The 20,616-nt window shown below is 73.2% G+C and carries 15 protein-coding genes; 8 read left to right on the forward strand and 7 right to left on the reverse strand.

Features of this window, described 5'->3' with window-relative positions; all coding sequences use genetic code 11:
• The first annotated feature begins 7 nt into the window (after window positions 1-7).
• Window positions 8-1,144 (forward strand): PepSY-associated TM helix domain-containing protein, encoded by a 1,137-nt coding sequence (locus Z164_RS20860; protein ID WP_052338498.1) that lies wholly within the window; start codon window positions 8-10, stop codon window positions 1,142-1,144.
• Window positions 1,141-1,269, forward strand: a complete 129-nt coding sequence (locus Z164_RS23575) for a hypothetical protein (protein ID WP_269079018.1) — start codon at window positions 1,141-1,143, stop codon at window positions 1,267-1,269. The genes Z164_RS20860 and Z164_RS23575 overlap by 4 nt, the downstream gene beginning before the upstream one ends.
• Here the strand turns inward: Z164_RS23575 and Z164_RS0116875 are convergent.
• The 5 genes from Z164_RS0116875 to def form a co-directional block, all read right to left on the reverse strand.
• Window positions 1,207-2,439, reverse strand: coding sequence for a glycosyltransferase (locus Z164_RS0116875; protein ID WP_024891854.1), 1,233 nt, complete (start codon window positions 2,437-2,439; stop codon window positions 1,207-1,209). The genes Z164_RS23575 and Z164_RS0116875 overlap by 63 nt on opposite strands.
• Complete coding sequence (locus Z164_RS0116880) at window positions 2,436-3,434, reverse strand: glycosyltransferase family 2 protein (RefSeq protein WP_024891855.1); 999 nt, start codon at window positions 3,432-3,434, stop codon at window positions 2,436-2,438. The genes Z164_RS0116875 and Z164_RS0116880 overlap by 4 nt, the downstream gene beginning before the upstream one ends.
• A gap of 56 nt (window positions 3,435-3,490) precedes the next feature.
• The gene (gene rsmB / locus Z164_RS0116885; protein ID WP_024891856.1) at window positions 3,491-4,798 is read right to left on the reverse strand and encodes a 16S rRNA (cytosine(967)-C(5))-methyltransferase RsmB; all 1,308 of its coding nucleotides are present in this window, start codon (window positions 4,796-4,798) and stop codon (window positions 3,491-3,493) included.
• Window positions 4,795-5,730, reverse strand: coding sequence for a methionyl-tRNA formyltransferase (fmt, locus tag Z164_RS0116890; RefSeq protein ID WP_024891857.1), 936 nt, complete (start codon window positions 5,728-5,730; stop codon window positions 4,795-4,797). The genes rsmB and fmt overlap by 4 nt, the downstream gene beginning before the upstream one ends.
• 111 nt (window positions 5,731-5,841) lie before the next feature.
• Window positions 5,842-6,354, reverse strand: coding sequence for a peptide deformylase (gene def / locus Z164_RS0116895; protein ID WP_024891858.1), 513 nt, complete (start codon window positions 6,352-6,354; stop codon window positions 5,842-5,844).
• A gap of 128 nt (window positions 6,355-6,482) precedes the next feature.
• On the opposite strand from def, the gene Z164_RS0116900 reads away from it, so the two are divergent.
• The 5 genes from Z164_RS0116900 to tsaC all read left to right on the forward strand — a co-directional run bounded on the left by Z164_RS0116900 (window position 6,483) and on the right by tsaC (window position 13,068).
• Window positions 6,483-7,664 (forward strand): LysM peptidoglycan-binding domain-containing protein, encoded by a 1,182-nt coding sequence (locus Z164_RS0116900; RefSeq protein ID WP_425477237.1) that lies wholly within the window; start codon window positions 6,483-6,485, stop codon window positions 7,662-7,664.
• 372 nt (window positions 7,665-8,036) lie between these two features.
• Window positions 8,037-9,212: a DNA-processing protein DprA gene (dprA, locus tag Z164_RS0116905; RefSeq protein WP_024891860.1), complete on the forward strand. Its 1,176-nt coding sequence runs from the start codon at window positions 8,037-8,039 to the stop codon at window positions 9,210-9,212.
• Window positions 9,209-9,682 carry a DUF494 family protein gene (locus tag Z164_RS0116910; protein WP_024891861.1) on the forward strand — a complete coding sequence of 158 codons (474 nt, stop codon included), beginning with the start codon at window positions 9,209-9,211 and terminating at the stop codon, window positions 9,680-9,682. The genes dprA and Z164_RS0116910 overlap by 4 nt, the downstream gene beginning before the upstream one ends.
• Before the next feature lie 229 nt (window positions 9,683-9,911).
• On the forward strand, window positions 9,912-12,443 hold the full coding sequence (locus tag Z164_RS0116915) for a DNA topoisomerase I (RefSeq protein WP_024891862.1): 2,532 nt from the start codon (window positions 9,912-9,914) through the stop codon (window positions 12,441-12,443).
• Between the two features lie 52 nt (window positions 12,444-12,495).
• Complete coding sequence (gene tsaC, locus Z164_RS0116920; RefSeq protein ID WP_024891863.1) at window positions 12,496-13,068, forward strand: L-threonylcarbamoyladenylate synthase type 1 TsaC; 573 nt, start codon at window positions 12,496-12,498, stop codon at window positions 13,066-13,068.
• Window positions 13,069-13,310: 242 nt separating this feature from the next.
• Here the strand turns inward: tsaC and Z164_RS20870 are convergent, their stop codons facing one another.
• Window positions 13,311-14,957 (reverse strand): XVIPCD domain-containing protein, encoded by a 1,647-nt coding sequence (locus Z164_RS20870; protein ID WP_024891864.1) that lies wholly within the window; start codon window positions 14,955-14,957, stop codon window positions 13,311-13,313.
• A 15-nt stretch (window positions 14,958-14,972) separates the two neighbouring features.
• Window positions 14,973-15,836, reverse strand: coding sequence for a hypothetical protein (locus tag Z164_RS0116930; protein WP_052338499.1), 864 nt, complete (start codon window positions 15,834-15,836; stop codon window positions 14,973-14,975).
• 198 nt (window positions 15,837-16,034) lie between these two features.
• Between Z164_RS0116930 and gltB the strand changes: the two genes are divergently transcribed.
• Window positions 16,035-20,495: a glutamate synthase large subunit gene (gene gltB, locus Z164_RS0116935; RefSeq protein WP_024891866.1), complete on the forward strand. Its 4,461-nt coding sequence runs from the start codon at window positions 16,035-16,037 to the stop codon at window positions 20,493-20,495.
• Window positions 20,496-20,616: the final 121 nt, after the last annotated feature.

Here is a 20,616-nt window from a genome sequence, read left to right on the forward strand (position 1 = left end):
CGTCACCGTGCCCGCCGACGCGCCAGCCGGCCGCCAGCGCCCTTCCGCGAACGCGAAGAAGGGCGGCGGCCGACGCCTGTGGTTCGACCTGCACAGCTGGGTCGGGCTCAAGCTGTGCCTGCTGATGGGCTTCGTCTGCCTCACCGGCACGCTCGCGACGGTGTCGCAGGAGATCGACTGGCTGGTCTTCCCCGAGGCGCGCGTGGCGCCGGCGGCGCAGCACGCGAGCTGGGGTGCGCTGGTCGCCGCGGTGCAGCGCGCCTACCCGGCCTGGACGCTCGAATCGCTCACCGCGCCGCACGCCTCGCGCTTCGCCGCGCGCGCGACGATGCGCCTGCCCGACGGCACGCGCCGCTTCGCCTGGGTCGACCCGTACACCGCGCGGGTGACCGGCGACACGACGTGGTTCAACGCCCAGCGCATCCTGCGCAACACCCATCGCCATCTGATGCTGCCGCTGAAGGTCGGCGTGCCGCTGGTTTCGGCGCTGTCGCTGCCGCTGCTGCTGTCGCTGGCCAGCAGCGTCTTCATCTACAAGCGCTGGTGGCGCGGCTTCTTCGCCTGGCCGCGCGCCGACCGGCCGCGCCGGCTGTGGGGCGACGTGCACCGCCTCGCGGGCGTCTGGAGCCTGTGGTTCGTCGCGCTGATCGGCCTGACCGGCGGCTGGTACCTGGTCGAATCGCTCGGCGGCGATGCCGGGCCGCCGCCGGAGGTGGCGCGGCCGGAGGCGGGCGCGGGCGACGGGCGCGCCGATCCGCAGGCGATCGACCGCGCGATCGGCCAGGCCCGCCTGCGCTGGCCCGAATTGCGCATCCGCGGTCTGCACGACGTCGACGCGGCCGGGCTGCTCGTCGACGGCCAGGCCCAGGCCTGGCTGGTGCGCGACCGCGCCAACGCCATCGGCCTCGACCTGCGCGGCGGCACGGTCGCTGGCCTGCGCGACGGGCGGGCGATGACCCTGCACCAGCGCATCGCCGAGATGGCCGATCCCCTGCACTTCGGCACCTTCGGCGGCTGGCCGGTGCGCTGGCTCTGGTTCGCCTTCGGCGCCGCGCTGACTGCGCTGTGCTTCACCGGGATCTATCTGTACGGGCTGCGTATCGCCGACGCGCTGCGCTCGGCGCGGCGGCGGAGCACCGCATGAGGCGGGACGATCCGCCAGGGCCGTGGCGACTGGCCTGGCGCGGGATGGGCCGCTGGCGCTGGCTATGGCTGGCGCTGCTGCTGGTCTGGCTGTCGCAATTGCTCGCCGCCATCGCCGCCGCCTGAGACCGCAGCGGCGCTCGCGCCGGGGAGCGGCGACCCGCGATCGCCCCGGAACGGCGGCGACGCCGCCAGCTCCAGGCACAGCGCCTCGTAGCGGGCGTTCATGCGCTCGCGGCCGTATTCCGACAGCGCGCGTTCGCGCGCGGCCGCGCCCAGCCGCGCGGCCAGCGCGTCGTTGCGCAGCAGCCGTTCCAGCGCGTCGGCCAGCGCCGCCGGATCGGCCTCGGGCACCAGCAGGCCGTCGACCTCGTGCGCGATCGTCTCGCGCACGCCGGGCACCGCGCTGCCGACCACCGCGCAGCCGGCGGCCATGCCCTCGATCAGCGCCAGCGGCATGCCCTCGTAATGGGTGGAGAGCACCGCGATGCGATGCGTCGTCAGCAGTTCCGGCACGTTGCGGCACAGGCCGAGGAAGCGCACCTGTCCGTCGAGCCCGAGTTCCGTCGCCAGCCGCTCCAGCGCCGCGCGCTGGCGGGCCTTGCCGGCGCCGGCCAGCAGCACCGGCGGCTGCAGGCCGCGCGCGCGCAGCAGGGCCACGGCGCGCAGCAAGGTGGGATGGTCCTTCTGCTTGGACAGCCGCGAGACCATCACCAGCCCCGGCGTGCGCGCGGCCAGCGGGTGCGCGCCGGCATGCTCGAACGGCGCCAGGCGGATACCGTTGGGGATCGCCACGGTGCGCTCGGCCGGCATGCCCATGTCCAGCAGCACCTGGCGCACGCCCTCCGAGCAGCCGACGATGCGCGAGGTCCGCCGCGCCAGCCAGCGGGTCTGCGCCAGCCGCCAGCGGGTGTAGCGCTCGCGCGTGTTGTGCTCGACGTGCACCAGGTGCGGCACGCCGGCGAGCAGCCCGGCATAGCGGCCCCACAGGTGCTCGCTGAAGCCGTGCGCGACCAGCACGTCGGGCCGGAACGCGCGGCACAGCCGCACCAGCGCCAGGATGGTGGCCGCGTGCGACCAGCCCGGCACCACCCGCAGCGGGGTGCCGGCGGCCTCCAGCTCGGCGATGCGCGCCGGATCGGTCCTGCGCTTGCGGCGCAACACCAGCAAGGGCTCGACGCGCCCGCCGTCGCGACCGGCGTTGACCAGCTGGATCGCCACCTGGGTGGCGCCGCCCGAGAACCCGCCGGTGACGAAGTGGAGCACGCGCGGCCTGCGCGGCGCGCGTTCGCTCATGCGATGTGCTCCAGCCGCTCGATGCCGCGGCGGATGCGCCAGCCGCGCAGCCACCAGCCGCGGCGCCGGCATTCCTCCAGCAGCGACGGCAGCCCGGCCGGAAACAGCCGCCCCAGCGTCTCGCGCATCTGCGCGGCCAGGGCGAGGTCGTCGCGGGGCATCTTGTTCGCCACCGAGGACAGCGTGCGTACGCAGAAGTAGTCCACCGCGAAACGGGCGCGGGCGTTGAGCGATTGCGCGCGGGTCAGGCCCTCGTGCAGCTCGCGCAGCGACAGGTTCACGTCGCGGAACTTGTCGCCGTCGAGCGTGGCCAGCGCGCTGCCCGGCCGCTGCCGGTAGCCGACCCAGGTCTCGGGCACGTGGACGAAGCTGCGCACGCCGCGCACCAGCGCCGGGATCGCGGCCACGTCCTCGGCCAGCCGCCGGCCGACCGGGAACGGCGCGCGGCCCCAGGCCTCGCGACGCGCGATCTTCGACCACGGGTGCAGTTGCCGGGCCGCCAGCAGGCCGGCGACCAGCGCGTTGCGATCGGTCTCCAGCACCGAGCCGCGCCCGGCATAGGTGGACCGATGCAGTTCGCCGCGCATGCGGTGCTTGAGCGTGGTGCGCTCGCGCAGCACGCGGAAATCGCACAGCACCAGATCGGCGCCGGTGCGCGCGATCGCGGCCTTCAGTCCGGCGATCGCGCCGGGCAGCATCACGTCGTCGGAATCGAGGAACCAGACGTACTCGCCGCGGGCATCGGCCAGCAAGGTGTTGCGCGCGGCCGAGATGCCGCGGTTGCGGTCGTGGCCGAGCAGGCGGATGGTCTCGCCGTGGCGCTTGCGCAGGTCGCGCGCGATCTCGGGGCAGTTGTCCGGCGAGGCGTCGTCGAGCAGCACGATCTCCACCCCGCCATCGACCTGCGCCAGGATCGATTCCACGCATTCGCGCAGGTAGGGCTCGACCCGGTAGAAGGGCACCAGCACGCTCAGCCAGGGTTGCGGGGGCGACATGCGACTTGGAAGGGAGGAGGCCCGCGGAGTCTACACAGCGACACCGAAGGGTTTGGTTATCCGCCGGCCTTGCGCAGGCGGGCGTAGAAGAAGCCGTCCATGCCGTCCTCGCCGGGCAGGCGCTGGCGCCCGGCCCCGGCCTCGCGGCCGAAATCGGCCTCCAGCGGCTCGGCCGCGGCGCCGGGCGTGCGCGCCAGGAACGCGGCCACCTGGGTCGCGTTCTCCGCCGCCAGCACCGAGCAGGTCGCGTACAGCAGCACGCCGCCCGGGGCCAGCGTGCGCCAGCAGGCGTCGAGCAGCCGCGCCTGCAGCGCGACCAGCGCGTCGAGGTCGGAGGGCCGGCGGTGCAGCAGGATGTCCGGCTGCCGGCGCACCACGCCGGTGGAGGAACAGGGCGCGTCGAGCAGGACCGCGTCGAACGGCGCGCCGTCCCACCAGTCCTGCGGCCGCGCCGCATCGGCCTGCCGGAGCGCCGCGCCGTCGAGCCGCAGCCGGCGCAGGGTCTCGCCGACCCGCGCCAGCCGGCCGGCATCCACGTCGAGCGCGGTCAGCCGCAATGCCGGGTCGCGTTCGAGCAGGTGCGCGGCCTTGCCGCCGGGGGCGGCGCAGGCGTCGAGCACGCGCGCGCCGGGCGCCGGGGCGAGCGCATCGGCGACGCGCTGGGCGGCCCCGTCCTGTACCGAGACCTCGCCCTCGTCGAAGCCGGGCAGCGCGGCGACGGCCACCGGTGTGGGCAGGCGCAACGCGTCCGCCGGCCCGGCGGCCGGCGCCTCGGCCTCGATGCCGGCCGCCTGCAGGCGCGCGCGGTAGGCCTCGCGGTCGCCGCGGCGGCGGTTGACCCGCAGCCACATCGGCGCGGCGACCGCGCTGGCGGCGAACAGCGCTTCGGCCTCGTGCGGCCAGTCGGCGATCACGCGTGCGCGCAACCACTCCGGCCAGGCGGCGTCGGCGGCGGCCGGCGGCAAGCCTTCGCGCTGCGCGCGCCGCAGCAGGGCGTTGACCAGCCCGGCCTGGTGCGCGCGGCCGAGCGCGCGCGCCGCCTCCACGGTCGCGGCGACGGCGGCGTGCGCGGGCAGGCCGAGCGGGTCGAGCTGGGCGAAGCCGGCGTGCAGCAGCGCGCGCAGCGGGCCGTCGCGCGGCGGCAACGGGCGCGCGGTCCAGGCGGCCAGCGCGGCGTCGGCGCGCGGGTGCTGGCGCAACGCGGCGAAGCAGATCGCCTCCAGCAGCGCGCGGTCGCGGGCGTCGGGCAGGCCCGGCAGCGCCGCGGCCAGTTCCGGCCGCAGCGAGCGCCCCTTGCGCAGCACCGCGTCGAGCACGCGCGCGGCGGCCACGCGCACCGCCACGCCCGGGGCCGCCGCGGTCATCCGCGCGGCGCGCCCGGCACCGCCAGATCGCGGCGCGCGTTGAGCCAGTCGGCGGCGTCGATCGCCTTGCCGCCGGCGCGCTGCACGCGGCGCAGCCGCAGCGCGCCTTCGCCGCAGGCCACGTCCAGGCCCTCGCGGCCGGCCGCCAGCAGCGTGCCCGGCGCGCTGCCGTGGGCCAGCGGCAGCGCGGTGGCCGCGTGGATGCGCAGGCGCTCGCCGGCGACTTCGGCCTCGGCCACCGGCCAGGGCTGGAAGGCGCGCACGCGCCGGGCGAGCACTGCGGCCGGCTCGCGCCAGTCGAGCCGGGCCTCGGCCTTGTCCAGCTTGCGCGCGTAGGTGACGCCGGCCTCAGGCTGCGGCCGCGCCACCGGGCGGATGCCGGCGCGCAGCAGGCCCAGGCCATCGGCGAGCACCTGCGCGCCGAGCGCGGCGAGGCGGTCGTGCAGTTCGCCGCCGGTCTCCTCCGCGCCGATCGGGGTGCGCTGTTCCAGCAGCACCGGCCCGCTGTCCAGGCCCTTCTCCATCTGCATCAGGCACACGCCGGTCTCGGCGTCGCCGGCCTCGATCGCGCGCTGGATCGGCGCCGCGCCGCGCCAGCGCGGCAGCAGCGAGGCATGCACGTTCCAGCAACCGAAGACGGGCACGTCCAGGATCGCCTGCGGCAGCAGCAGGCCATAGGCGACCACCACCATCAGGTCGGGCTTGAGCGCGCGCAGCGCCTGCACCGAGGCCTCGCCGCGCAGCGTCTCGGGCTGCAGCACCTGGAAGCCGCGCGCCAGCGCCTCCTGCTTGACCGGCGACGGGGCGAGCGCGCGCCCCCGGCCGGCGGGCCGGTCCGGCTGGGTGTAGACGGCGACGATCTCGGCCTTGCCCGCCGCCGCGCGCAGCGAGGGCACGGCGAACTCGGGGGTACCGGCGAAGACGATTTTCATGGGCGGGGGACCGGGGATTCGGGATCGGGAATCGCGGATTCGGAAAACGCGAGGGCCGGGACGGGGGCGGGGCGGCGCTTCGCCGAATCCCGCATTCCCCGCTGCCGGCCGTCAGCCGCGCTTGCGCAGCTTGGCGAGCTTCTTCAGCGCCATGCTGCGCTTGAGCGGGGAGAGGTAGTCGATGAACAGCTTGCCGTCGAGGTGGTCGATCTCGTGCTGCACGCAGGTCGCCAGCAGGCCGTCCACCCGCATCGAGAACGGCTTGCCGTGGCGGTCCAGGGCCTCGACCTCGATGCCGTCGGCGCGGGTCACCTCGGCGTAGACGCCGGGGATCGACAGGCAGCCCTCCTGGTGGGCGCGCAGCTCGGCGGAACGCTCGCGGATCACCGGGTTGACGAACACCATCGGCTGGTTCCGGTCCTCGCTCACGTCCAGCACCAGGAAGCGTTCGAGCACGTCGATCTGCGGCGCCGCCAGGCCGATGCCGGGCGCCTCGTACATGGTCTCGAACATGTCGTCCAGGCGGCGCTGGAACGCCGGCTCGACGATCCGGGCCGCATCGACGTCCTGCGCGCGCTCGCGCAGATGCGGGTTGGGATACTCGATGATCTGCAGCAGGGACATGAAAAGGGGGCCTGGGTCACAACGGAAAAACGACCCCGACAGTGTAACCCCGGGCTCTTGCGCCCGGCCGCGATTTGTAGGCTATAGTGCCGGCGCTGCAAGGGGAAATATCCAAGGGGAGCAGGTACATGGCTCGCATGCTTGAGCGCCTTTCGCGGTCGCTGCGCACGGTTTGCGCCGTGTCGCTGCTGACCGTGGCCACCTACGCCGCCGCCCAGGGCGTACGCGGCGACCACCCCGACACCTACGTGGTCCAGCGCGGCGACACGCTGTGGGACATCGCCGGGCGCTTCCTGCAACGGCCGTGGCTGTGGCCGGAGATCTGGCAGGCCAACCCGCAGATCCAGAACCCGCACCTGATCTATCCGGGCGACGTCATCAGCCTGTCCTACCTCGACCGGGTCACCGGCGTGGCGGTACGGCCGGGACCGCGCCAGGACGCGGCGCCGATCGATGCGGTCGCGCTGTCGGACATCGAGCCGTTCCTGCGCGATCTGCAGGTGGTCGATGAGTTCGAGCACCTGCCCTACGTGGTCGGCCTGGAGGAAGAGCGCATGCGCGCCGCCGAGGGCCAGGTGGTCTACGTGCGCGGCCTGGCCGACGCCAATCCCGGCGACCGCTACACCATCGTGCGGCCGACCACGCGCTACCACCGGCTGGAGCGCTCCGGCCTGTGCTGTGACCTGTTCTACAAGGACGACCTCGACTTCCGCGGCCGCCACACCCGCGACGGCCGCCAGTTCTGGACCAACGTGGTGTTCCCCGACAGCGGCCGCGAGACCCTGGGCCACGAGCTGGTCCGGGTCGGCGGCGGCACGGTGACCCGCGGCGAGGTCGGCGGCATCCAGGTCGCCACCCTGCTGCTGGACCAGGAAGGCAACGAGGTGCGCGTGGGCGACCGGCTGATGCCGGTGAACCCGCAGCCCTACGACCTGCAGTTCTTCCCGCACCCGCCGCGCCTGCAGACCGAGTACGGCCGGGCCCGCGTGCTGGCGGTGGCCGACATGCTCACCTCCGGCGGCCCGCGCGACGTCATCGCCATTTCCGTGGGCAGCCGCGAGGGCGTGGACAACGGCACCGTGTTCTCGCTGTGGCGGGAAGGTTCCAGCAGCATCGACCGCGTCGAGAAGGGCCCCGACCGCGACCCGCAGACGGTGTTCTTCGAGAACAAGGTCCGCCTGCCGGACGAGTTCTCCGGCCACGCCATGGTGTTCCGCACCTACGAGCGCGTGAGCTACGCCCTGGTGATGGACAGCATCAAGCCGACCCAGGTCGGCTACCACCTCAAGCACCCCGACGCCCCCTACTGATTGCCGGCGGCCGCAGGCCGCCCACCGCCGCCCCTCTCCCGCCCGCGGGAGAGGGGGGGACCGCCTGCGACCCGCAGGCGGTGGGGTGAGGGCACCCCGCACCGCCGCAGGCCGCCCACCGCCGCCCCTCTCCCGCCCGCGGGAGAGGGGGGGGACCGCCTGCGACCGCAGGCGGTGGGGCGAGGGCCGCGCGCATTCCGAGCCGGACGCGCTCCGCGATCCGGCCCGCACCGCCCGCATGCCGATCCCCAGCGCTCCCCGCCCGAGCCCGCCACCTGCAGCTTTTCCGCATCCGCGGCGGGCGGCTTTCCTACGCCGCGCCACGTCGCCTCCCGACTGCGCAGCCCCGCCCCGTCGGGCCAAGCTGCGGCCATGCCCGCCCCGCACCCCGACGCCGACACCGACTGCCTGCTCCGCCTCGCCGCGGCGGGCGGCGCGCTGGCCCCGCGCCGCGCGCTGCTGGCAGCCCATGCCTCGCCCGCCGCGGCGCTGGCCGCCGGCCCGGAGGCCTGGGCCGCGGCCGGGCTGGATGCCGCGCAGCGCCGTGCGCTGCGCGCGCCGCCGCCCGACCTCGCCGCCGGCTGGTCGAGCGCGCGCGGCCACCGCGTCTTGGGCTGGCGCGATCCCGACTATCCCCCGCTGCTGCGCGACGCCCCCAACCCGCCGCCGGTGCTGTTCGTGGCCGGCGACGTGGACCTGCTGTGGTCGCCGCTGGTCGCCGTGGTCGGCAGCCGCCGCCCCACCGCCGGCGGCCTCGACCACGCCCGCGCCTTCAGCCGCGCCCTCGCCGCCGCAGGCCTCGGGATCGCCAGCGGGCTGGCGCTGGGCGTGGACGCGGCCGCCCACGAGGCGGCGCTGGACGCCGGCGCCGCCACCGTGGCGGTGCTGGGCTGCGGCCCGGACCTGGCCTATCCGCGCGCGAACGCCCGCCTGCACGCCCGCATCGAGGCCGCCGGCGCCGTGGTCAGCGAGCACCCGCCCGGCACCCCGGCGCTGCGCGAGCACTTTCCCGCCCGCAACCGCATCGTCGCCGGCCTGTCGCTCGGGGTCCTGGTGATCGAGGCCGCCTATCGTTCGGGCGCGCTGATCACCGCGCGCCTGGCCGCCGAGGCCGGCCGCGAGGCGTTCGCCGTGCCCGGCTCGATCCACAACCCGATGGCGCGCGGCTGCCACCGCCTGATCCGCGACGGCGCCCAACTGGTGGAGCGCGCCGAGGAGGTGGCCGCGGCGCTGGCGCCGGTGGCGCAGGCGCTGGGCGGCGCCTTGCGGCGGCGGCTGGGCGCCCCCATTTACGCCCCCGGCGCTCCTCCCGGAGCCCCGGGAACCGAGCCGGTCTCCGCCGACCCCGACTACAACCGCTTGTGGCAGGCCCTCGGGCACGACCCCACAGGTATGGATCGGCTGGTCGAGCGAACCGGATTGACGACGGCCGAGGTGTCCTCCATGCTGCTGCTCATGGAGCTCGATGGCCGCGTGGTGGTCGAACACGGCCGCTACTCCCGCACTTCCGCAACGAGGCGTCCGCAGGGCGCAGGCCGGGGGCAATGAAAGAGAGCATTCTGGACGTCCTGCTCTACCTGTTCGAACACTACTTCACCGACGACTCGGATCTGCTCCGCGACCGCGACTCCCTCCAGACCGGCCTGCTCCAGGCCGGGTTCAGCCCCGCAGAGATCAGCAAGGCCTTCGACTGGCTCGACGCCCTGGCCGACCAGCGCCCGGCGCCGGTCACGCCGCGCGCGCATGGCCCGGTGCGCATCTTCGCCGGCGCGGAGCTGGACAAGCTGGACAGCGAATGCCGCGGCTTCCTGCTGTTCCTGGAACAGCACGGGGTGCTCGACGCCGACCAGCGCGAGCTGGTGCTCGACCGCGCGATGGCGCTGGACCAGGACGATCTCGACCTCGACGACCTGAAGTGGGTGGTGCTGATGGTCCTGTTCAACCAGCCGGGCAGCGAGGCCGCCTACGCCTGGATGGAGACCCAGATCTTCGCCGACGAGCCCGAGCCGGTGCACTGAAGCGCACAGGGCCGCCGGGGCACGGCCCCGTGCCCGCTCCGGCTGGCCTCCGGCTGCCGGACCGGCCACAATCCCGGCCCGCGCCGGGCCCGCGGCTTGACAGCCGACGGCCCGGCATGATTCCACTAGAAAGAGCACGCCCGGGGTCAAGGCCCCGGGCGTCCCTGTCTGCGAGACTTGTCGGCCCGGCGGCACCCGCGCCCGGCCCTTTCCGGAAAACGCCCCCGTCATGGCCAAGAACCTCCTCATCGTCGAGTCGCCCGCCAAGGCCAAGACGATCAACAAGTACCTCGGCAAGGATTTCCAGGTGCTGGCCTCCTACGGCCACGTCCGCGACCTGGTGCCGAAGGAGGGCGCGGTCGATCCCGACAACGGCTTCCGGATGCGCTACGACCTGATCGACAAGAACGAGAAGCACGTCGAGGCGATCGCCAAGGCCGCCAAGGCCGCCGAGGGCATCTACCTGGCCACCGACCCGGACCGCGAGGGCGAGGCGATCAGCTGGCACATCGTGGAGATCCTGCGCGAGCGCGGCCTGCTCGACGACAAGGACCTGCACCGGGTGGTCTTCACCGAGATCACCCCCCGCGCGATCAAGGAAGCGATGTCGCGCCCGCGGCAGATCGCCGAGCCGCTGGTGGACGCGCAGCAGGCGCGCCGGGCGCTCGACTACCTGGTCGGCTTCAACCTGTCGCCGGTGCTGTGGCGCAAAGTGCAGCGCGGCCTGTCGGCCGGCCGCGTGCAGTCACCGGCGCTGCGGATGATCGTCGAGCGCGAGGAGGAGATCGAAGCCTTCGTCGCCCGCGAGTACTGGACCATCGCCGCGGAGCTGGCGCACCCGGCGCAACCGTTCTCGGCCAAGCTGGCCAAGCTCGACGGCAAGAAATTCGAGCAGTTCACCATCACCGACGGCGACACCGCCGAGGACGCCCGCGCGCGCATCGCCGCGGCCGCCGGCGGCGCGCTGCACGTCACCGACGTCGTCAGCAAGGAGCGCAAGCGCCGCCCGGCGCCGCCGTTCACCACCTCCACCCTGCAGCAGGAGGCCGCGCGCAAGCTCGGCTTCACCACCTCGCGTACCATGCGCGTGGCGCAGAAGCTCTACGAGGGCGTGACCCTGGGCGAGGAAGGCACCGTCGGCCTGATCACCTACATGCGTACCGACTCGGTGAACCTGTCGCAGGACGCGCTGGGCGAGATCCGCGACGTGATCGCGCGCGATTTCGGCACCAGGTCGCTGCCCGACAAGCCGAACTTCTACCAGACCAAGTCGAAGAACGCGCAGGAGGCGCACGAGGCGATCCGTCCCAGCTCCGCGCTGCGCACCCCGGCGCAGGTCGCGCGCCATCTCGACGACGACGGCCGCCGCCTCTACGAGCTGATCTGGAAGCGCGCGGTGGCCAGCCAGATGGTGCCCGCCACGCTCAACACCGTCAGCGTCGACCTGGCCGCCGGCAGCGAGCACAGCTTCCGCGCCAGCGGCACCACGGTGGTGTTCCCGGGCTTCCTGGCCGTGTACGAGGAAGGCAAGGACCAGAAGGCCGCCGAGGACGAGGACGAGGGCCGCAAGCTGCCGCAGATGAAGCCCGGCGACCGCGTGCCGCTGGACCGCATCGTCGCCGCGCAGCACTTCACCGAGCCGCCGCCGCGCTATTCGGAAGCCTCGCTGGTCAAGGCGCTGGAGGAGTACGGCATCGGCCGCCCGTCCACCTACGCCTCGATCATCCAGACCCTGCAGTACCGCAAGTACGTGGAGCTGGAGAACCGCCGCTTCCGCCCCACCGACGTCGGCCGCGCGGTGTCGAAGTTCCTGTCCAGCCACTTCAGCCGCTACGTGGACTACGACTTCACCGCCAAGCTCGAGGACGAGCTGGACGCGGTCAGCCGCGGCGAGGAGGCGTGGGTGCCGCTGATGGAGAAGTTCTGGGGACCGTTCAAGGAACTGGTGGCCGAGAAGACCGAATCGGTGGACCGTTCCGAAGCGACCGGCGCGCGCGAGCTGGGCACCGATCCCAAGACCGGCAAGCCGGTCAGCGTGCGCCTGGGCCGCTACGGGCCCTACGCGGCGATCGGCAGCACCGCCGAGGACGCCGAGGACAAGCCCAGGTTCGCCTCGCTCCGGCCCGGCCAGAGCATGCACACGATCACCCTGGAGGAGGCGCTGGAACTGTTCCTGCTGCCGCGCGTGCTGGGCGAGGACAAGGGCGAGGAAGTCAGCGTCGGCATCGGCCGCTTCGGCCCGTTCGCCAAGCGCGGCAGCACCTACGCCTCGCTGAAGAAGGAGGACGACCCGTACACGATCGACCTCGCCCGCGCGGTGTTCCTGATCGAGGAGAAGGAAGAGATCGCGCGCAACCGGATCATCAAGGCGTTCCCGGGCAGCGACATCCAGGTGCTCAACGGCCGCTACGGCCCCTACATCAGCGACGGCAGGCTCAACGGCAAGATCCCGAAGGATCGCGAGCCGGCATCGCTGACGCTGGAAGAAGCGACCAGGCTGCTGGAGGAGACCGGCAAGCCCGCGCGCGGGCGCTTCGGCAAGAAGACCGCGGCGAAGAAGGCGCCGGCCAAGAAGACCTCGGCCGCCGCCAAGGCCCCTGCCAAGACCGCCGCCAAGAAGACGGCCAAGAAGGCCGCGCGCAAGACCGCGACGAAGAAGGCCGCCGGCGCGAAAACGGCGGCGAAAAAGGCGCCGGCGAAGAAGACGGTGGCGAAGAAGGCCGCGCGCCCGGCCGCCGGCGACGACGACGCGCCGTTCTGAGCCGGCCCGGCATGCGCGCGTCCGCGCTCCTGTCCGCCCGCGGCGGCGCCCGGTGAACGCCGCGGCGCCGCGCCTGGCGATCGCCGAGGCCGCGCAGCGCCTGCGCGCCGGCGCGGTGCTCGCCTATCCCACCGAGGCCGTGTGGGGCCTGGGCTGCGATCCGTTCGACGAGGCCGCGGTGCGGCGGCTGCTGGCGATCAAGTCGCGGCCGGCCGACAAGGGACTGATCCTGGCCGCGGCCGATCCGGCCCAGCTCGACGGCCTGGTCGACTGGGCGGCGCTGCCGTCCGCGCGACGCGACGCGGTGCTCGCTTCCTGGCCGGGCCCGCACACCTGGGTGGTGCCGGCGACCGCGCGCGTACCGCGCTGGATCCGCGGCGAACACGACAGCGTGGCGGTGCGCTGCAGCGCGCACCCGCAGGTCGCCGCGCTGTGCCGGGCCTTCGGCGGCGCGCTGGTGTCGACCAGCGCCAACCACGCCGGCGCGCCGCCGCCGCGCAGCCTCGCGGAGATGGAACCGGCGCTGCGCGCCGCGATCGACGGCGTGGTGGACGGCGAGACCGGCGACCTCGACCGGCCTACCCCGATCCGCGACGCCCGCGACGGACGCGCGCTGCGGCTGTAGCGCGCAGGCAGCCGGCACCCCGAGGCGAACCGCTTGCCGTGCGTGCCCCGTTTCGTGCCGCTTCCTCGCCCGTCGCCAGGACACGGGCGCGCCGGCCTGGGTGGCGAGCCGGCGTTTTCCTGCCGTCGCCGGGCATCACCGCTCATCGGACGCCCCGCGAGCGGGAAGAAGCACCCAGGAGCGGCGCGCGATCGGCCGCAGGGCGATGCGTCCGGATGGCGTGTCCGCGCGGCGGATGTCGCTCAGATCGCGAGCGCCGCCTCCTGCGCCCGCTGGCCGCGCTGCGAAGCCTCGTGCATCTGTTGCGCATGCCGATCGTGCTGCGCATCGATGCGCGCCAGGCTCTCGGCGGCCGCCGGCGCCGGCGCGGCCACGTCCACCTCGGCGCGCCAGCCCGGCGGTGCGATCTGCACCCACAGCGCATCGCCCGCCATCGCCACCCGCTGCACCCGGCCCGCGTCGCTCGCCCCCTGCTCGCGCGCCTGCGACAGCGCATGCAGCACGTGGTCGTCGCCGATGTGCGCGGGCGCGCCCTCGCGGATGCGCGCATACAGCGCCAGATCGGTCGGCGACAGCCGCGCGATCGCCTGCAGTTGCGCCGGCGACCGCGCCGCGGGCGGCGCGTCGCTCGCGTAGTGCGGCGACTGCAGCGCCGCCCAGGCCCGCGAGCTCGCCTCGATCGGCCGGTTGGAAAGCGCTGCCGCATCGAATCCGACCCGCCGCTCGCCCGCGCCGCCCGCGGACGCGCGCTCGACCAGCGCCAATCCATCGGCCACCGTGCCGCGCACGAACGCGCGATCCAGGTCGATTCCCTCGCGCTTGGCCAGCACCGACAGCGACGCCGCCAGCCGCTCGCTGTAGGCGCTCTCGGCGATCCCGTGCTGGGTCTCGAACAGCCGCACCCGCTCGTAGGCGCGCTGGTACTGCAGGTGCCCGGGATGGCCGGCATCGCGCAGATCGGACGGCCGCGTCGCTGCGGTCGCCGCGACCAGGTACGGCGCCGTCTCCACCTCCGGCGCCTGCACCAGCAGCCGCGGACTCCTGGCGATCGGACGATAGCCGTCCTCGGGGTGGAACTCTTGCCGACGCTGCTGCTGTTCCAGGCGCAGCGCATGGGTGTCTTCCAGCCGCGCCAGACGTTCGGGTTCGCGTACCGGCATCGTGGATACGCCGCGCGAGTGCTCGACGACCCACGACCACCGCCCCTCGTCCTCCCGCCGGTAGTACACGTTGCGCGCGCCGATCCGGTCCGGATCGGTCGCCGGCAACGCGACCGCCGCCTCCGCATAGGCCAGTGCCACGTCCCTCGCGTAGCGATGTCGCTGCGGTGCCGGCAAGTGCTCGGCGACGTGGCGCGCGGTCGCCGCCGCCCGCGCAAGGCCGCGCGCATCGTTGTCCAGCATGTCGCCCCAGACCTGTTCGGCCGCCGCCTCGCCGCCCTGCCGGCGCGCCGCTTCCAGCAGGATTCGCGGCGTCCAGGCGTTGGGGTCGATCTGGTGGTCGCGGAAGGCCTGGTCATGGGAGTCTTGCACGTCCCGCACGGGCAGGTTGAGCGCGAGTTCGGGGCGCTGGCGCTCGATGTAAAACTCGCGCCGTTTGAAGTCCTCTTCGACCAAGCGCTGCCCGAACCGGTCCCACTCGCGCTCGCTGATATCGTTCCGGTCGGCGAACTCGGAGCCGTGCCGGGTCTGCTGCACCCGTGCATGGCCCTGCGCATAGGCGTTGGCGGTGGCACCGGGCATGTTGTCGTTGCGCACCACGCCCAGTGCCAGCAGGCCGTAGCCGTCGTTGCCCGGCGTCTGGGCAAGATAGTTCCAGTAGAGTTCGCGATTGCCGTCCCGTGCATACTCGCCGAGTATCTTGAGATCCTTCTCGATCAAGCCGCCCATGCACCCCTCCTTGCGCTACCGCACCCTGTAGTCCTGCAAAATTTGCTTGATCCGGCTCTCGAAACGCTTCCAGTCCGGCAGCAGCACGCGCACGTACGTGATGCGAACCGAAATGTCGTCCTCCGGCAGGATCAGGTAGTGCGTACACTGAGCCACTCGGTCCTTCGGATTCGGGCTGGGACGCAGCTCGCCTCCTTCCACGACCAGCCCATCGGTGATCTTGTCGGTATCGCACTGGATGAAGGTGACGATCTCCCCGTCGGCATCCCGGGCCACGTACCAGTCCTTCCGCCAGCCGGGAATCGGCGCATAGGGGCGCCCCCATTGGGCCTCGTACGCGCGCGCATACGCCGCCGCGTCGTCCGGGTCCACGTCGTAACGCACCAGCCCCATCGCCTCCGGCTGCGCCACGCGCAGGTCCAGCCGGCCCTCGGGGTCGCGATATTCCACGTCGTCCGGTTCGTAGATGTACTCGCCGCGCATGGTGGTCCGCCGCAGGCTCTCGCGGATCGGCACGCGGTCCACGTAGTCCAGCGCGTAGTCCACCGCCTTCATGAACGCGTCCATCGTCTGCCGAGAGGTCTCCCCCGGCGGCATCGGCGCCAGGTCCGGCCACTGCACCCGCAGGCCCAGGCTGCCGTCGAAGAACGGGCCCATCTGGTCGTCGTAGTAGTTCGCCGGGAAGCGAAAGACATGCGGCCCCAGCCGCGCCTCCACCGGCGCATCGGTGTAGGTGTAGCCGTCCACCGTGCGGCCGCGAGTCACCGTATCGGACATCCGCTGCGCCTCCTCGTCCTCGGCTGCGGGCGCCGGCTGCGCGCAGGCGCCGGCCGCCAGGCAGGCCGGCAGCAGCAGGAGCCAGCGCGCGCGCTTGCGCATGTGCAATCCCTCGCCTGGTCAACGGCCCGAGTCTAGCAAGCGCCGGCGCCTGCTGAACGCGCCCCCCGCGAGCCGCGGCCGCCGGGCGATTGCCGCACTGCACTAAAGTGTGCTGTAGTCGGGACGCGGATGCGTTGCGCTCCAGGCATGAGGCCGGGCGCTCCGAACCCCGCCCTCCCCCAGCACACGGCAGCGACGATGCGGAATGCTCCGGATCGGGGCCTGTACGACCCCGACAACGAACGCGACAACTGCGGTTTCGGCCTGATCGCGCGGATCGACAACGCGGCGCGCCGCGAGACGGTGGACGATGCGCTGACCGCGCTGTCGCGGATGGGGCATCGCGGCGGCATCAACGCCGACGGCGAGAGCGGCGACGGCTGCGGCGTGCTGTTGTGCAACGCCGGCGCCAGCGTGCGCTGGCTGGCGGACCAGGCCGGCATCGCGCTGCACGCGGGCACGGTCGCCGTGGGCACGGTCTTCCTGCCGCTGCACGACGCGCTGGCCGCGCAGCGCTGCCGCGACGCGCTCGGCGCCGAGATCGCCAGGATCGGCGCGCGCGTGGCCGGCTGGCGCGCGGTGCCGGTGGACCCATCGGCCTGCGGCCCGCTGGCGCGCGAGGCGATGCCGCGGGTGGAGCAGGTGTTCGTGGAATCCGACGGCGCCGACGACATGGAGCTCGAGCGCGCCCTGTACCTGGCGCGCCGCCGCGCGGAGCAGGCGCTGCGCGAGGTCGCCGATTTCTACGTGACCGGGCTGTCGGCGCGGCTGTTCGGCTACAAGGGCATGGTGCTGCCGACCCGGCTCGCGCAGCTCTACCCCGACCTGGCGCGGCCCGAGCTGGCGGCCAGCGCGGTGGTGTTCCACCAGCGCTTCTCCACCAACACGCTGCCGCGCTGGGCGCTGGCGCACCCGTTCCGGCGCCTGGCCCACAACGGCGAGATCAACAGCATCGAGGGCAACCGCCGCTGGGCGCAGGCGCGCAAGGGCGTATGGGCGTCGCCGCTGCTCGACGTCTCCGAGTTCGACGATCCGGTGTCGATGCACGGCTCGGATTCGCAGACGCTGGACAACATGCTCGAATGGCTGCTGCTCGGCGGCATGGACCTGCTGCAGGCGATGCGCATCCTGATGCCGCCGGCCGCGCAATCGGTCGAATACAAGGACACCGATCTCGCCGCCTTCTACGAGTACTACTCGATCAACTCCGAGCCCTGGGACGGCCCCGCCGGCGTGGTCATGTGCGACGGCCGCTACGCCGGCTGCACGCTGGACCGCAACGGCCTGCGCCCGGCGCGCTGGACGCTGTCGACCGACGGCGTGTTCCTGATCGCCTCGGAGACCGGCGTCTGGGACCTGCCGGTGGAGAAGATCCGCGCCAAGGGCAAGCTCGGCCCGGGCGAGATGATCGCGGTGGACATGCAAGAGGGCGTCCTGCTCGGCAACGACGCCATCGACGACATCAACCGCGCGCGCGCGCCCTACAAGCAGTGGCTCAAGCGCGGCATGACCTACCTGCACACCGAACTGATCGATCCGGCGCTGACCGATGCGCCGTTCACCCCGGAGACCCTGCTCGCCTTCCAGAAGCTGTTCCAGCTCAGCCGCGAGGAACAGGAATCGGTGCTGCGGCCGCTGGCCGAGACCGAGCAGGAAGGCATCGGCTCGATGGGCGACGACACCCCGGTCGCGGCGATGAGCCAGCGCGTGCGCCCGCTGTACGACTACTTCCGGCAGGCCTTCGCCCAGGTCACCAACCCGCCGATCGACCCGCTGCGCGAGGACTGCGTGATGACGCTGTCCACGCAGATCGGCCGCGAGGGCAACCTGTTCCTGGACCGCGCCGAGAACGTCGATCACGTGCTGCTGAACTCGCCGGTGCTGTCGCAGCGCAAGCTCAACCAACTGTTGGCGCTGCCGCGCTTCGCCGAGCGCTATCGCTACATCGATCTCTACTTCGACGCCGGCGAATCGCTGCGCGACGCCCTGCTGCGCATCCGCGCGCAGGCCGAGGCGCTGGCGCGCGAAGGCGTGGAGCTCTTGATCCTGTCCGACCGCCGCCCGCGCCAGGGCGCCGCGGCGGTGCACGCGCTGCTGGCCACCGGCGCGGTGCACCTGCACCTGGTGCGCACCGGCCTGCGCTGCGCGGTGAACCTGGTGGTGGAGACCGGCACCGCGCGCGATCCGCACCACTTCGCCTGCCTGATCGGCTACGGCGCCACCGCGGTCTATCCCTACCTCGCCTACCAGACCCTGCACGCGCTGGGCCGGCGCGGCATCCTCGGCAGCCGCTTCAGCGGCGAGCCGCTGCAGATCGGCCGCAGCTACCGCCGCGGGGTCAAGAAGGGCCTGCTGAAGATCCTGTCGAAGATGGGCATCTGCTCGATCGCCAGCTACCGCGGCGCGCAGCTGTTCGAGGCGGTGGGCATCGACGACGAGGTGGTCGCGCTGTGCTTCGAGGGCACGCCCTCGCGCATCGGCGGCGCCGGCTTCGCGCGCCTGGAAGCCGACGCGCGCCACCTCGCCGCGCTGGGCTGGGACGACAACGCCCTGCCCGAGCCCGGCGGCCTGCTGCACTACGTGCACGGCGGCGAGTACCACGCGTTCAACCCGGACGTGGTGCAGAGCCTGCAACGCGCGGTGGCCACCGGCGAGCGCGCCGACTGGAAACGCTATGCCGCCTTCGTCGACGAGCGCCCGCCCGCGGCGCTGCGCGACCTGCTGCGCCCGCGCGCGGCCGCCGCGCCGCTGCCGCTGGACGAGGTGGAACCGGTGTCGGCGATCGTGCGGCGCTTCGATTCCGCCGCGATGAGCCTGGGCGCGCTGTCGCCGGAAGCGCACGAGGCGCTGGCGATCGCGATGAACCGCCTGGGCGGGCGCAGCAACTCCGGCGAGGGCGGCGAGGACCCGGCGCGCTACGGCAGCGAACGCCGCAGCAAGATCAAGCAGATCGCCTCCGGCCGCTTCGGGGTGACCCCGGAGTACCTGATCAACGCCGAGGTGCTGCAGATCAAGATCGCCCAGGGCGCGAAGCCCGGCGAGGGCGGCCAGCTGCCGGGCAGCAAGGTGGACGCGCTGATCGCGCGGCTGCGCTACGCCAAGCCCGGCATCGGCCTGATCTCGCCGCCGCCGCACCATGACATCTACTCGATCGAGGATCTGGCGCAGCTGATCTTCGACCTGCGCCAGGTGAACCCGGATGCGCTGATCTCGGTGAAGCTGGTCTCCCACGCCGGCGTGGGCACGATCGCCGCCGGCGTGGTCAAGGCCGGCGCGGACCTGATCACCGTGTCCGGCCACGATGGCGGCACCGGCGCCAGCCCGCTGGGTTCGATCCGCTACGCCGGCGTGCCCTGGGAACTGGGGCTGTCGGAGGCGCGCCAGGCGCTGCAGGCCAACGGCCTGCGCGAGCGCGTGCTGCTGCAGACCGACGGCGGGCTCAAGACCGGGCGCGACGTGGTCAAGGCCGCGCTGCTGGGCGCCGACAGCTTCGGCTTCGGCACCGGGCCGATGATCGCCCTGGGCTGCAAGTACCTGCGCATCTGCCACCTCAACAACTGCGCCACCGGCGTGGCCACCCAGGACGCGCGCCTGCGCGAGGCCCACTTCAAGGGCCTGCCCGAGCGCGTGGAGACCTTCTTCCGCAACATCGCCGAGGACGTGCGCGAGGAACTGGCGCGGCTGGGCGCGCGCTCGCTGGACGAGATCGTCGGCCGCACCGAGCTGCTGGAGCAGTGGCTCGACACCCCGCGCGAGCACGTGCGCATCGACCTCTCGCGGCTGCTGGAGCGCGACCCGCGCCACCCGGCCGCCTACTGCGGCGCGCCCGCGCTGCATGCGCCGCCCGACGGGCTGTCGCGGCAGCTCGACGCGGCGCTGGCCGCGGCCATCGAGGCCGGCACCGGCGCGCGGGGCGAGTACGCCGTGCGCAACACCGACCGCTCGATCGGCGCGCGCCTGTCCGGCGCGATCGCGCGCCGCCACGGCAACACCGGGATGGCCGCGCAGCCGATCTCGCTCAAGCTCACCGGCACCGCCGGCCAGAGCTTCGGTGCGTTCAACGCCGGCGGCCTGGAGATCGCCCTGGAAGGCGATGCCAACGACTACGTCGGCAAGGGCATGGCCGGCGGGCGGCTGGTGCTGTACCCGCCCAAGGGCTGCGCCTACGACTCGCGCGCCACGCCGATCCTGGGCAACACCTGCCTCTACGGCGCCACCGGCGGCGAGCTGTACGCCGCCGGGCGCGCCGGCGAACGCTTCGCGGTGCGCAACTCGGGCGCGGTGGCGGTGATCGAGGGCGCGGGCGACCACTGCTGCGAGTACATGACCGGCGGCGCGGTGGTGGTGCTGGGCCGCACCGGGCTCAACTTCGGCGCCGGCTTCACCGGCGGGCTGGCCTACGTGCTCGACCTCGACCGCGACTTCGTCGACCGCTACAACCATGAGCTGATCGACATCCTGCGCATCTCGCCGGAGGGCCTGGACAACTACCGCCAGCACCTGACCGACCTGGTCTCGGCGCACGCCCAGCTCACCGGCAGCGCCTGGAGCGCGCGCATCCTGGAGGAGTTCCGCGACTTCATCGGCCGCTTCTGGCTGGTCAAGCCCAAGGCCGCGAGCCTGGAAGCGCTGGCCGAGGATCTGCGGAGGGCGGCATGAGCGCTGGGAATCGGGAATCGGGAGTGGGGAGTCGAAAACGCGGGTCCCGCATTGCGCGCGCGCCCGCAGCGCACGCGCGTTCCGCTTCTCCCATGCCCGATTCCCCATTCCCGATTCCCGC

It is taken from the genome of Luteimonas huabeiensis HB2 (assembly GCF_000559025.1).
Lineage (GTDB): Bacteria > Pseudomonadota > Gammaproteobacteria > Xanthomonadales > Xanthomonadaceae > Luteimonas > Luteimonas huabeiensis.